11 protein-coding genes are annotated in these 12849 nt (G+C 63.9%); 10 read left to right on the forward strand and 1 reads right to left on the reverse strand.

All coding sequences use genetic code 11. The features are described from left to right. Window positions 1–9: 9 nt before the first annotated feature. The 9 genes from CI15_RS27815 (at window position 10) to CI15_RS27850 (ending at window position 10386) form a co-directional block, all read left to right on the forward strand. The gene (locus CI15_RS27815) at window positions 10–1383 is read left to right on the forward strand and encodes a DUF1329 domain-containing protein (protein ID WP_062134399.1); all 1374 of its coding nucleotides are present in this window, start codon (window positions 10–12) and stop codon (window positions 1381–1383) included. Window positions 1384–1502: 119 nt separating this feature from the next. Then, window positions 1503–2615, forward strand: coding sequence for a YCF48-related protein (locus CI15_RS27820; RefSeq protein ID WP_062134402.1), 1113 nt, complete (start codon window positions 1503–1505; stop codon window positions 2613–2615). Window positions 2616–2646: 31 nt separating this feature from the next. Further along, a complete protein-coding gene (locus tag CI15_RS27825; protein WP_062134405.1) occupies window positions 2647–5052 on the forward strand; it encodes an efflux RND transporter permease subunit in 2406 nt (801 codons plus the stop codon). Window positions 5053–5264: 212 nt separating this feature from the next. Then, entirely contained in the window at window positions 5265–5414 is a 150-nt protein-coding gene (locus CI15_RS37405) for a hypothetical protein (protein ID WP_174543271.1), read from the forward strand. A 2-nt stretch (window positions 5415–5416) separates the two neighbouring features. Next, window positions 5417–6166 carry an electron transfer flavoprotein subunit beta/FixA family protein gene (locus CI15_RS27830; protein ID WP_062134408.1) on the forward strand — a complete coding sequence of 250 codons (750 nt, stop codon included), beginning with the start codon at window positions 5417–5419 and terminating at the stop codon, window positions 6164–6166. Between the two features lie 22 nt (window positions 6167–6188). Next, window positions 6189–7121: an electron transfer flavoprotein subunit alpha/FixB family protein gene (locus CI15_RS27835; RefSeq protein ID WP_153041232.1), complete on the forward strand. Its 933-nt coding sequence runs from the start codon at window positions 6189–6191 to the stop codon at window positions 7119–7121. Window positions 7122–7171: 50 nt separating this feature from the next. Then, the gene (locus tag CI15_RS27840; protein ID WP_062134413.1) at window positions 7172–7450 is read left to right on the forward strand and encodes a hypothetical protein; all 279 of its coding nucleotides are present in this window, start codon (window positions 7172–7174) and stop codon (window positions 7448–7450) included. A gap of 57 nt (window positions 7451–7507) precedes the next feature. After that, on the forward strand, window positions 7508–9187 hold the full coding sequence (locus CI15_RS27845; RefSeq protein WP_062134416.1) for an electron transfer flavoprotein-ubiquinone oxidoreductase: 1680 nt from the start codon (window positions 7508–7510) through the stop codon (window positions 9185–9187). Between the two features lie 41 nt (window positions 9188–9228). Continuing rightward, on the forward strand, window positions 9229–10386 hold the full coding sequence (locus CI15_RS27850; RefSeq protein WP_062134419.1) for an iron-containing alcohol dehydrogenase: 1158 nt from the start codon (window positions 9229–9231) through the stop codon (window positions 10384–10386). Window positions 10387–10418: 32 nt separating this feature from the next. Here the strand turns inward: CI15_RS27850 and CI15_RS27855 are convergent, their stop codons facing one another. Continuing rightward, entirely contained in the window at window positions 10419–11855 is a 1437-nt protein-coding gene (locus CI15_RS27855) for a hypothetical protein (protein WP_062134422.1), read from the reverse strand. 81 nt (window positions 11856–11936) lie between these two features. Between CI15_RS27855 and CI15_RS27860 the strand changes: the two genes are divergently transcribed. After that, a complete protein-coding gene (locus CI15_RS27860) occupies window positions 11937–12848 on the forward strand; it encodes a TetR/AcrR family transcriptional regulator (protein ID WP_241495961.1) in 912 nt (303 codons plus the stop codon). Window position 12849: the final 1 nt, after the last annotated feature.

Consider the following 12849-nt stretch of genomic DNA (forward strand, 5'->3'; position numbering starts at 1 on the left):
GACAAGCGTATGAAAACCCTGATTCATCTGGCCGCCGCAGGCCTCGTGACGCTGCACGCCGCCGGCGCATGGGCAGCCGTGTCGGCGGACGAGGCCAAACAGCTCGGCACGACGTTGACGGCCTTCGGTGCCGAAAAAGCCGGCAGTGCCGATGGCGCCATTCCGGCCTACACGGGCGGGCTCACCACGCCGCCGGCGGACTACGTGCCCAATAGCGGCAAGTGGCCCGACCCGTTCAAGGACGAAAAGCCGCTCTTCAGCGTGACGGCCGCCAACATGGGCCAGTACGCGGATCAGCTGACGCCCGGCGTGCAGGCGCTGCTCAAGCGCTTTCCTGACTATCGCGTGGACGTCTATCCGACCCACCGTTCGGTGTCGTACCCGCAGTGGGTGCTCGACAACACGGTGAAGAATGCGACCAGCGCGCAGCTCGTCGGGAAGATCGAAGGCGACGGCGTGGGCGGGGCGTTCGGAGGCATTCCATTCCCGATCCCGAAGAACGGCTACGAGGTGATGTGGAACGCGCTGCTGAATTACCAGCGCACGGAGTACTCGGCGACGAACGTCGGCGCTTATCTCGTCGACACATCGGGCGGACGCACGGCGCTGCCGGTGCTGAACTTCGTCGAATACCGGCCGTTCTACGACCCGAAGAACGCGGGCACGAAAGCGGACTGGCCCTATGACCGTCTGTGGGTGCAGATCCAGACGCCGCCGACTGCGGCGGGCCAGAGCGTGCTGGTCGACTACTCGATCAACTACTCGGAAGCCGATCAGGCGAGCTGGGCGTACTTCCCGGCTCAACGGCGCACCCGCATGGCGCCCGACTACAAGTACGACACGCCCGCCGCGAGCTATGGCGGCGTGACGTTCTGGGACGAGGCCTCCATCTTCCGCGGACGCATGGACCGGTTCGACTTCAAGCTCATCGGCAAGAAGGAGATGCTGGTCCCGTACAACAACTATCGTCTCTCGCAACTGCCAGTGGACGACGTGTTCGGGCCGAAGCATGTCAAGTCGGATGCGGTGCGCTGGGAGCGCCATCGCGTGTGGGTTGTCGAGGCGACGGTCAAGGCGGATGCGCGTCATGCGTATTCGAAGCGCACGTTCTACATCGACGAGGATAGCTGGAACTTCGTCGAGACCGATGGCTTTGGCCACGATGGCAAGTTGTGGCGTGTGGGTCTCGACTACCACTTCCCGCTCTATGACGGCGGCGGCGTGTATGCGGTGACGCTCGGCTTCTACGACCTCGAGAAAGGCAACTACTTCCTCTCCTATACGACCGGAGAAAACGGTGCGCCGCTGCTGCGCGTGTCCGACAAGCTCGACAAGCCCAATCTCTTCACGCCGGCGGGCATTGCGGGCACCGGCTTGCGCTGAGGGCGAGCCGCACGAGTAGAGCAGAGCGCGGGTCGGTCGTTGCGACCCGCGTGTATGGAACTGGTGCGGGGCCGCATTGGCGGCCTGGCACCGGACGTTCGACGAAGAAGAGGTTGCAAATGAATCATGCAAGCACCGCGCGCGTGGGGCTCATGCTGGCGGCGCTGCTCGCCGCCGGCTGGTCAGTGCACGCAGTCGCGCAACCGGATGTGCCCGCCGCGGCCGTGGTGAGCAAAGATCCTTTCGTCGATCCGCTGGACGCGCCCGCCATCATGCACACGCAGGTGGCGGGGCGCCCGATGATGACGGTCGCGCGTGCCGGAACCCGTCTCGTCGCGGTCGGCATGCGAGGCTTGATCGCCGTTTCGGATGACCAGGGGAAAAGCTGGTCGCAGGTGGCCGCGCCGGTTCGCAGCGACCTCGTCGCGCTGAGCTTTCCGACCTCGCGCGACGGCTGGGCGGTCGGACACGACGGCGTGGTTTTGCATACCGCCGACGGCGGCCGGAACTGGGTCCACCAGTTCGACGGCCGGATGGCCGCGGCATCGCTCGTCAATACCTACAAGGCAAGAATCGCGGCCGGCGATACGGCATTGCAGCCGTACGCCGACCAGTTGCTGCTCAACTACAAGGCCGGGCCGTCCTTGCCGCTGCTGAGCGTATGGTTCGCCGACGCCCAGCATGGCATGGCAGTCGGCCCGTTCGGCACCGCCATCGCGACGGACGACGGCGGCAAGTCCTGGCAGCCGATCCTCGAACGCATCGACAATCCGCAATTCCTGCATCTGAATGCGGTGTGCGGCGTGGCGGGCGACGTGTTCATCGCGGGCGAGAAAGGTACGGTGTTCCGCCTCGACAAGGTGAGCGGGAAGTTTGCGCCGGTCGAAACCGGCTATGCCGGCAGCTTCTTCGGCATGACCGGCGACGCGCGCGCGTTGTTCGCCTATGGTCTACGCGGCACGATCTATCGCAGCACGGATCGGGGCGCGAGCTGGGTTCCTTTGAAGAGTCCGCTGCACGGCGCGGTCACGAGCGCGGCGCCGATCGAATCGCGTCATCTCGTGATGTTCGTCACGTCGAGCGGCGAGGCGACGCTTTACGACGAAACGACCGACACCTTCCGCCCATTGAAGACCAGCCGTCCCGCTGCGTTCACAGGTGTTCTTGCGCCGAACGACGACGCACTGGTGTTGACCTCGCTGGAAGGCGCGAGCCTCGTGTCCGCGCGATAACGATTGCTGGATCTGCCAAAAGAGTATCGATATGAATCCCCATACTGAACGTGGCGAAGCGGCGCCAGTCGTGCGAGCGAAAGCGGAGTTCGACGCGAACTCCGGATCGCGGCTGGAGCGTTTGATCTTCAACAACCGGCTGTGGATCGTGGCCGTGTGTGTCTTGTTGACCGCGCTGCTCGGCATGCAGGCGGTGAAGTCGAACGTGAGCGCATCGTACGAGCGCATGATGCCGCAGTCGAGTCCCTTCATCCGCAATTACCTCGACAATGTCGACTCGCTGCGCTCGCTCGGCAATTCGCTGCGCGTGGTCGTCGAGAACCGCAATGGCAACATCTACGACCCGAAGTACCTCAAGGTGCTGCGCGAGATCAACGACCGGATCTTCCTGTTACCAGGCGTCGACCGCGCCTTCGTCAAGTCGTTGTGGATGCCGGTGGTGCGCTGGACCGAGGTCACGGAGGCAGGTTTCCAGGGCGGCCCTGTCATGCCCGACGACTACGACGGTTCGGCCGCGAGCATAGCGAAGCTGCGCCAGAACGTGGCACGCGCCGGTATCGTGGGATCGCTCGTCGGCGACGATCTGCGTTCGAGCACGATCTTCGTGCCGCTGCTCGATCGCTATGCGGACACGGGCAAGCCACTCGACGCGCGCGCGCTGCACGATTCGCTCGAGCAGATTCGCCTCGACTACGCGCGCGACGGCATCGACATTCACGTGATCGGCTTCGCCGAGCTGGTCGGCGAACTGATCCATGGACTGCTACAGGTCGCGTTGTATTTCGCCGCGGCGAGCGCGATCGCGACCGCCGTGATCTACGGCTACACCCGTTGCGTGCGCAGCACCGCGCTGGTGATCGGCTGCTCGCTCGCCGCCGTCGTCTGGCAACTCGGCATCGTTCATTTGCTGGGCGTCGATCTCGATCCGTACTCGATCCTCGTGCCATTCCTGATCTTCGCGATCGGTGTCTCGCACGGCGCGCAAAAGATGAACGGCATCATGCAGGACATCGGTCGCGGCACCGACCGCTACGTCGCGGCGCGCTATACGTTCCGCCGTCTTTTTCTCGCCGGATTGACGGCGCTGCTGGCGGATGCCGTCGGCTTCGCGGTGCTGATGCTGATCGACATTCCGGTGATTCGCGGGTTGGCCGTGGCGGCGAGCGTCGGCGTAGCGGTGCTGATCTTCACGAACCTCGTGTTCCTGCCGGTCATGCTTTCGTATACGGGCGTGAGCGCGGCAGCGGCGGCGCGCAGCCTGCGGGCGGCCGAGCGGCATCCGCTTGCCACGCTGCTCGTGCCGTTCACGCGGCGCGTGCCCGCGACTATCGCCGTACTGGTGGCGGGAGCGTTGGCGGCGGGCGGCCTGCTGGTCGGTCAGCATCTCAAGATCGGCGATCTCGATCCGGGCGCACCCGAGCTGCGTGCCAACTCGCGATACAACCGCGATAACGCGTACGTCACGGGGCACTACCGCTTGTCGACGGATCAGTTCGCCGTGATCGTGAAAACCCCGCCGGGAGGGTTGAACGACTACAGGACGTTGATGGAGATGGACAACCTCGAGCAGCTCTTGCGCGACGTGAAGGGCGTGCAGACCACGATGTCGATCAGCGGTGTGAGCCGTCGCAACACGGCGGCCGGTTTCGAAGGCGATCCGCGCTGGATGACGATCAGCCGCGACCCGTTCGTCTCCACGGACGCGGTGAACAACACGTACGTCGCGAATCCGGAACTCGTGAATGGCGCGCGCTCGGTGGCACCGGTGATCGCGTTCCTCGCCGACCACAAGGCGAAGACGCTCGAGCAGGTGGTGAACGCGGTCGAAGGCTTCGCCGCGCAGCACGACACCGCGAAGCTGCAATTCCTGCCTGCGGCGGGCAGCGCGGGCATCGAGGCGGCGACGAACATCGCGGTCGAACAGGCCAACCGGACGATGCTGTTGCTCGTCTACGCCGCCGTGGTGGCGCTTTGCTTCGTGACGTTCCGCAACTGGCGGGCGGTTGTCGTGGCGGTGGTGCCGCTCGTCATCACGTCGATTCTCTGCGAAGCGCTGATGGTGGCGCTCGGCATCGGCGTGAAGGTGGCGACGCTGCCGGTGACGGCGCTCGGTGTGGGCATCGGCGTGGATTACGCGCTCTATCTGGTGAGCGTGCAACTCACGCTGCAAAGGCAAGGCGCGACGCTCGAAGCCGCCTATCGCGAGGCGCTGGGATTCACCGGCAAGGTGATCGCGCTGATCGGCGTGACGCTCGCCGCCGCCGTCGTGACCTGGGCCTGGTCGCCGATCAAGTTCCAGGCCGACATGGGCATCCTGCTGACCTTCATGTTCGTCTGGAACATGGTGGGAGCGCTCGTGCTCATTCCCGCGCTTTCGCACTTCCTCCTGCAACCTGGGAGAGCCAAACGGACCTGTGCTCACGCCATGGCGAAATGAGGCATGCCGCGCGCTGCGCGGCTTCCCAACCCGGCGCCGGCCACTGCCTCGCGAGGTGTGTCCGGCGCCGTTTCTTTTGCTCACACGGGTGCCAACATCCATCCGCCACCCCCCAATTTGGGCGGGGCGGATTCCTTGCCGATTCCCCTATTCTGGATCCATGCCACTCCCTGGCGATGTCGTGCACAGCGGATCTGGGAATGTCCCGATGAATGCTGTTCCCGCGCCGCATCGACAGGGCTGATGGGTTCGCGGCGCTCGTGCAGCACGCGATCGGCAATGCGTATCTGAACGTGCCCACACTCGATATCGATTGCGGTACGCGCCAGGCGCTCAACAACATGAAGCGGGCAAGGAGGTAGCGGTGAAGATTCTGGTGGCAGTCAAGCGCGTCGTGGATGCGAATGTGAAGGTTGGCGTCAAGTCCGACGGGACGGGCGCCGATATCGCCAACGTGAAGATGTCGATGAATCCGTTCGATGAGATCGCGGTGGAAGAGGCCGTGCGTCTGAGGGAAGCGGGCGTCGCGACCGAAGTGATCGCCGTGTCGGCGGGTGTGGCGCAGGCGCAGGAAACGCTGCGCACCGCGCTGGCAATTGGTGCGGATCGCGCGATCCTGATCGAATCGGGTGAAGACCTGCAGCCACTGGCGGTCGCGAAGCTGTTGAAAGCGCTGGTCGACAAGGAGCAGCCGCAACTGGTGATCCTCGGCAAGCAGGCCATCGACGACGACTCCAATCAGACCGGCCAGATGCTCGCTGCGCTCGCGAATCTGCCGCAGGCGACGTTTGCGTCGAAGGTCGTTGTTGCTGACGGCAAGGCAACGGTATCGCGTGAAGTGGATGGCGGCGCGGAAACGCTGTCGTTGACGCTGCCGGCTGTGGTTACGACCGATCTGCGTCTGAACGAGCCGCGCTACGTGACGCTGCCGAACATCATGAAGGCGAAGAAAAAGCCGCTGGAAACGATCAAGCCTGAAGACCTCGGCGTCGATGTCACGCCGCGTCTGAAGACGCTGAAAGTGGTCGAGCCGCCGAAGCGCTCCGCCGGTGTGAAGGTGCCGGACGTGAAGACGCTGGTCGAGAAGCTGAAGACCGAAGCCAAGGTGCTGTGAGGAGACACAACAAATGACGAACCTGGTTAATCTGGTATTGGCAGAACACGATAGCGCCTCGATCAAGGCCGCGACGCTGAATACGATCGCAGCGGCGCAGAAGATCGGCGGTGACATTCACGTGCTGGTCGCGGGTCACAACGCGCAAGCCGCGGCCGATGCGGCAGCGAAGATTGCTGGCGTTTCGAAGGTCCTGCTGGCCGACGCGCCGCAACTCGAAGCGGGCCTCGCGGAAAACGTCGAAGCAACCGTACTTAACATCGCGAAGGATTACACGCACATCCTTGCGCCCTCGACGGCGGCGGGCAAGAACATCGCGCCGCGTATCGCCGCGAAGCTCGATGTCGCGCAGATCAGCGATATCACCGCCGTGCAGAGCGCGGACACGTTCGAGCGTCCGATCTATGCGGGCAACGTGATCGCGACCGTGCAATCGGCCGATCCGATCAAGGTCATCACGGTACGTTCGACCGGTTTCGACGCGGTTGCAGCCGTTGGCGGTAGCGCAACAGTCGAAAAGATCGAAGCGGCAGCCGATACGGGCCTCTCCCAGTTCGTGAGCCGTGAAGTAACGAAGCTCGACCGCCCGGAGCTGACGTCGGCGAAGATCATCGTCTCGGGAGGCCGTGGCCTTGGCAGCGGCGAGAACTACACGAAAGTGCTGGAACCACTCGCGGACAAGCTGAACGCCGCACTCGGCGCCTCGCGCGCGGCGGTCGATGCGGGCTATGTGCCGAACGACTATCAGGTCGGCCAGACCGGCAAGATCGTCGCACCGCAACTATATGTCGCGGTCGGTATCTCGGGCGCGATCCAGCACCTTGCCGGCATGAAGGACTCGAAGGTCATCGTCGCGATCAATAAAGACGAGGAAGCACCGATTTTCAGCGTGGCCGACTACGGCCTCGTCGGCGATCTGTTCACGGTCGTGCCGGAGCTCGCGGGCTCCGTTTGAGGGAATGCCGGTGCGCCGGCAATGAGAGTGCAGATTGGCAGGAGAGGTCGATGAGTGTCCGGGAAAGATCGCTGCGCAAGGTCGTCGAATCGTGGCTCGGTGCGGAGGCCGGGAACGGTTTTCGGATCACACGTGTGAGCCGCTCGCGCCGCAAGTTGTGGCGCTATGTCTGCGTCGAGTCGGTTCGTCAGGATGGCGCGATGGCGCTCGTCTTCTTTCGCCACGACGACGGATCGTGGTGTGTCTTTCCGCCGGCACCAAGGCGTCCGGTGATGGGCGCGCTTTACGATCCCGCTGGGTCGCAGCGGCGCGCATCGGTGCCGGCCTGAGAACAGCAAGGCGTCGCTTCGGACGGCGCTCGATTGGAAGGATGGAGACGCAGGGTAATGTGCATTTCGACTGTGACTGAAGATGACTTCGCGCCCGTGCGCGAGTCGATGGAATACGACGTGGTGATCGTGGGCGGCGGCCCGGCAGGGCTGTCCGCCGCGATCCGTCTGAAGCAGCTAGCGGCTGACAAAGGCGTCGAGCTTGGCGTATGCGTACTGGAGAAAGGCTCGGAAATCGGCGCGCATATTCTCTCGGGCGCGGTCATGGATCCGCGCGCGCTCGGCGAACTGATCCCCGACTGGAAGGAAGCGGGCGCGCCGCTGAACGTGCCCGTCACCGAAGACCGCTTTCTCTTTCTTTCGGAAACGGGCGCGAAAGCAGTGCCAAACTGGGCGCTGCCCAACAACTTCAAGAACCACGGCAACTACGTCATCAGTCTCGCCAACGTTACGCGGTGGCTTGGGGCGAGGGCCGAGGCGCTGGGCGTCGAAATTTTTCCCGGCTTCGCGGCCGCGGAAATTCTCTACAACGAAGACGGCTCGGTCAAGGGCGTCGCCACCGGCAACATGGGTGTCGGCAAGGATGGCGAGCCGACTGGGAACTTCCAGCTCGGCATGGAGCTGCGCGCGAAGTACACGCTGTTTTGCGAGGGTGCGCGTGGGCATCTGGGCCGGCAACTGAACGAGAGGTTCGAGCTCGACAAGGATTCGAACCCGCAGGTCTATGGCATTGGCATCAAGGAACTCTGGGAGATCGATCCGGCGAAGCATCAGAGCGGTCTCGTGATCCATACCGCGGGATGGCCGCTCGATTCGCAGACCTACGGCGGCTCGTATCTTTACCACACCGACAACAACCAGGTGATGGTGGGCTTCGTCGTGGGGCTCGGCTACACGAATCCGTATCTGTCGCCGTTCGAGGAGTTCCAGCGTTACAAGACGCACCCGGAAATCCGCAAGTTTCTCGAAGGCGGCAAGCGCATTTCCTATGGCGCACGCGCGATCACGGCGGGCGGTCTGACGTCGCTGCCGAAGCTGACGTTCCCCGGCGGCGCGCTCGTTGGTGACAATGCTGGCTTTCTGAACGCCTCGCGCATCAAGGGCAGCCACGCGGCGATCAAGACCGGCATGCTTGCCGCCGAGGCGGCGTTCGACGCGGTGCAGGAAGGCCGCCAGCACGACGAACTGACGGCCTACCCGGAAGCGTTCAGGAAGTCGTGGCTCTACGAGGAACTGTACAAGGCGCGCAACTTCAAGCAGTGGATGAGCAAGGGCCTGTACCTGGGCACGCTGATGGTAGGCATCGAGCAGAAACTGCTGGGCGGCAGGGTGCCCTGGACACTGCGTCACCAGCATCGCGATCACGAGATGCTGAAGCCGGCGGCGCAGTGTGAGTCGATCGAGTATCCGAAGCCCGACGGCAAGCTCACGTTCGACCGCCTCTCGTCGGTGTTCATTTCGAATACGAATCACGAGGAAAACCAGCCCGTGCATCTGACGTTGAAGGACGCGAGCGTGCCGGTCGGCATCAACCTCGAGAGGTACGCGGGGCCTGAAGCGCGGTTTTGCCCGGCGGCCGTCTATGAATTCGTGAAGGACGAGCACGACGAGGATCGTCTGCAAATCAACGCGCAGAATTGTCTGCACTGCAAGACCTGCGACATCAAGGACCCGACGCAGAACATCGTGTGGGTTGCACCCGAAGGCGGCGGCGGCCCGAACTATCCGAACATGTAGCCGGTGATCGCCGGCGTTTCCGTCGATTCGAAAAAAAGACCATGTCTACATTCCAGTTCGCGACCGTGCCGGCTGTTCTCGTCGAGTATGGTGCGGCTCGTCGCTTGGGAGCGGTGCTGCGCGAGCGCTATCCGGGCCTCGAGCGTCTGTGCGTGGTGACCGACCGCTTTCTCCATCAAGGCGGCCTGCTCGATCCGGCGCTGGATGACCTGCACCGGCACGGATGGAACGTAACGGTCATCGACGACGTCGTGGCCGATCCGCCCGAACAGGTCGTTCTCGCAGCGACGGAGCGCGCGAAGGCGAGCGGCGTGCAGGTCGTGCTCGGGCTCGGCGGCGGCTCGTCGATGGACGTCGCCAAGCTGATCGCCGTGCTCGCCACGGGCCAGCAGGCGCTCACCGATATTTACGGCGTGCGCAAAGTGACCGGCCACAGGCTGCCGCTCGTCCAGATCCCGACGACGGCCGGCACCGGCTCGGAGGTAACCGCCGTGTCGATCGTCACCACCGGCGAGACGACCAAGACCGGAGTCGTGGCGCCCCAGTTGTTCGCCGACATGGCGATCCTCGATGCCGAACTGACGCTCGGCCTGCCGCCTCATGCGACGGCCGCAACCGGCATCGACGCAATGGTTCATGCGATCGAGGCTTATACGTCGATTCACGCGAAGAACCCGCTCTCGGACATGCTCGCCGAGCACGCCCTGGCGTTGCTGTCACGTCATCTGCTGCGCGCCTGCGACGACGGCAACGACCGCGCCGCGCGCGAGGCGATGCTGCTCGGCGCGATGCTGGCGGGACAGGCGTTCGCGAATGCGCCCGTTGCAGCGGTGCATGCGCTGGCCTATCCCGTCGGAGGGATCTTTCATGTTCCGCATGGATTGTCGAACGCGCTCGTGCTGCCGCATGTCCTGCGCTTCAACAGTCTCGCCGCCTCGCACTGGTATGCGCGGCTCGCGTCCATCGTGGCGCCGGATGCGCATGGCAGCGACGTCGAAAAGACCGATGCGCTGATCGAGCGGATCGAACGGATGATCGAGGCGACCGGCATTGCACGGACTCTGCGCGCGGTTGGCGTGCGCGAGGAGGATCTTCCCCGCATGGCGAGCGATGCGATGCTGCAGACACGTCTACTCGTCAACAACCCGCGCCGGGTCACCGAGGAAGACGCGCTTGCAATCTACAGCGCCGCGTATTGACGCGGCGCTGTACGCACTGTGCGCTTGGCCGTTCAGCCCTGCACGCGGTTGAGGAAGTCCATCGCTTCGCGGTGCGAGCTTTCGGAGGCCGCACAGGTGATCTTGTCGTCGCCGCCGTGTTTTTCGCTGTAGCGCTGGATCGGTCCCACGACATACGCGCCCGGTTGACCACAAGGACAGGGCTCATCCCAGTGCACGGTGATCTCGTCGCCCGTGATGAAGCCGCCCCAGCGCGAGTCGGCGCCGAGATCGAAGAACGCCGCGCGGCCTGTGACGCGCCCGGTGCGCGGCAGCGGACGGCTCGTTTGCGGATCGAGCACGAACGGGATGGCGGTGGGACTGAAGTGGTAGTGGCCGTGTTCGCAGCGCGGGTGGGAGGCGATCACCTCGGACATCGAGTAGGTCTCGTTCAGGCGCGTCGCCCCCGTGAAGCGCAGGACGTCATCACGCCAGCCTTCGGGCTGCACGATGCCCTTGGCGCCGCCGGACGTGTTGAGGAAGGAGCCCGAGTCGAACACGCCTTCGAGACCCTTCGAGAGCCCGGCTTTCGCCATGTTGTGCAGCAGGTTCCAGGTCGCGGACATGTACACGCGCTTGCCTTTGAGTTCGCTTGCGATGCGCTCGAAGAAAGCGGCCAGGTGGCGCGGCATCTCCGCTTGCAACTGGTCGAAGGCCATCTTCCTGGCGGCCATCTCCGGGCGGATTTCGAAGCGGTCCAGCGTGCCTTTGGCGTGCGCGACGCGCGCCTTGGCGGCGAGGTGCACCACGTCGGAGCTGAGCGTCTCCGGGTAAGCCGCATGGAAATGGTTTGCGTCAGGCAGCAGTGTGTTGATGAGGTACCGGTTGGAGCGCAGATAGCTGTAGAAGCCAGCGCGGAAATACGGGTACACCGCATGCAGTTCGGGCTGAGGTGTGTCGGGGCCGTTCGTGTTCCAGACGGCCATGCGGCGGATTTGCAGCAGCTTTTCCCACTCGCGCGTGCCTTGCGGCAGGAACGAGAACGTGCCGGACGTACCCGAGGTGTGGCTGATGCAAAGGTGCGGGACAGCCGCGTCCATCGTGGCGAGCCAATCATCGATACCCCGGCACTGACTGACGTCGGCGGCGAGGATGGCATCGGCGACTTCGGGGGTGACGAGTTTCGCGATCCATCGGTTGATCTGCGTGAAGTTGCACTTGTCGAGCAGCGACGGCGGATACGACTTGTACACGGTGTGTTCGAACAGGAGCGGCACGACGTCGTCCAGTTCGTCGATGTGGTCGATGCCTTCTGCGTCCGCGAGTTTCTTGAGCACGGGGATGCGCTCGCGCAACGCGGCGAAGCGCGCTTTCAGGCCCACCAGTTGCATCGCCTCGACATCGGCGCGCGGCAGATGTTGCCACCGGTGCCACGAATGGTTTGCCAGCGTGGCGGGATCGTCGAGCAGAAGTCCGGTTTGTTCGTCAATGGACAGCGGTATCGTTGACATAAGGGATCCTGAAATGAATGGGAACGAACGCGCACGTTTCGCCGTTTGGTGGGTGGCTTTGCGTCTGGCGCGAATGCGCGTTTGAAGGAGGAATCAGTATATGAACGGCCCCCCGGCTTTGCGCTCCGCGTTCCGCCTTCTCGTGTCGAAGCGCAAGTCGTTGATTGGAAGAAAAAATCCGCTGATGAGGCAAGCGTCTCACGGGCAAATTCTCCATACCTGCACGGTCGTTGCAGCGGAGCGGCGGGCATAGATTGGGGCGCAACGCCGCCCGACGTTTGGCAGGAGCGTAAAGAGATGAGCAAACAGGACGACGCCCGCGCGGCAGACCCGTCAGTGATCCGGCTGGCCATACCGTCGGGACTGCGCAAGCATCCGACCCAGGCGCGCTCGGTCAAGCTATTGGGAACGCTCAAGCGCGCAGCTCGCGAGATACTGGAGCAGGAAGGCCGTGCGGCGCTCTCCGTGAGTGCGCTCGCGCAACGCGCGGGCATTGCGCCGAGTTCGATCTACAAATACTTCCCGACGATGGATGACCTGATCGCCGCCATCTTCGACGACCATCGCACGGAGTACCGGCAGCGCTTGCTGCACAGCATCGCCGCATTACCGCCCGAGAGTACGCTTCATGACGGGTTCGTACTCGTGCTTGAAATCGGCATCGAGCTGTTGCGGAAATGGTCTTGCATCGACCCCGTCTTCAACGTGAAGGCCGCGCATTACGACGAGCTGGTGCGCCTGAACCTCGTCAAGCCCGACGCGTTCTGGACGCTCGAAGTCACGCCTGCGCTGCTCGCGCGCTTCGCACCTGAAATTCGCGTGCAGGACCCGAATAAGGCGCAGTTTCTCGTCTATCAGACGTTGATGGCCCTGCCACGGGCAATGGTGCTCGACAGGCCGGAAAGTCTCGCCGATCCGCAGACACCCCATCGGGTGGCGCGAATGCTGTGCGCACTCCTGGGCGGCGGCGCGCAGGATGGCGAGCCCCGTTGAA

Origin of the sequence: Paraburkholderia monticola, assembly GCF_001580545.1 — a bacterium.
In the GTDB taxonomy this organism is placed as follows: domain Bacteria; phylum Pseudomonadota; class Gammaproteobacteria; order Burkholderiales; family Burkholderiaceae; genus Paraburkholderia; species Paraburkholderia monticola.

Excerpts from the sequence above, each read along its gene's own strand:
- CI15_RS27845 (WP_062134416.1), top strand. The coding sequence starts at position 7,508 with ATGTGCATTTCGACTGTGACTGAAGATGACTTCGCGCCCGTGCGCGAG.
- CI15_RS27820 (WP_062134402.1), top strand. The coding sequence starts at position 1,503 with ATGAATCATGCAAGCACCGCGCGCGTGGGGCTCATGCTGGCGGCGCTG.
- CI15_RS27840 (WP_062134413.1), top strand. The coding sequence starts at position 7,172 with ATGAGTGTCCGGGAAAGATCGCTGCGCAAGGTCGTCGAATCGTGGCTC.
- CI15_RS27825 (WP_062134405.1), top strand. The coding sequence starts at position 2,647 with ATGAATCCCCATACTGAACGTGGCGAAGCGGCGCCAGTCGTGCGAGCG.
- CI15_RS27855 (WP_062134422.1), bottom strand. The coding sequence starts at position 11,855 with ATGTCAACGATACCGCTGTCCATTGACGAACAAACCGGACTTCTGCTC.
- CI15_RS27850 (WP_062134419.1), top strand. The coding sequence starts at position 9,229 with ATGTCTACATTCCAGTTCGCGACCGTGCCGGCTGTTCTCGTCGAGTAT.
- CI15_RS37405 (WP_174543271.1), top strand. The coding sequence starts at position 5,265 with ATGCTGTTCCCGCGCCGCATCGACAGGGCTGATGGGTTCGCGGCGCTC.
- CI15_RS27815 (WP_062134399.1), top strand. The coding sequence starts at position 10 with ATGAAAACCCTGATTCATCTGGCCGCCGCAGGCCTCGTGACGCTGCAC.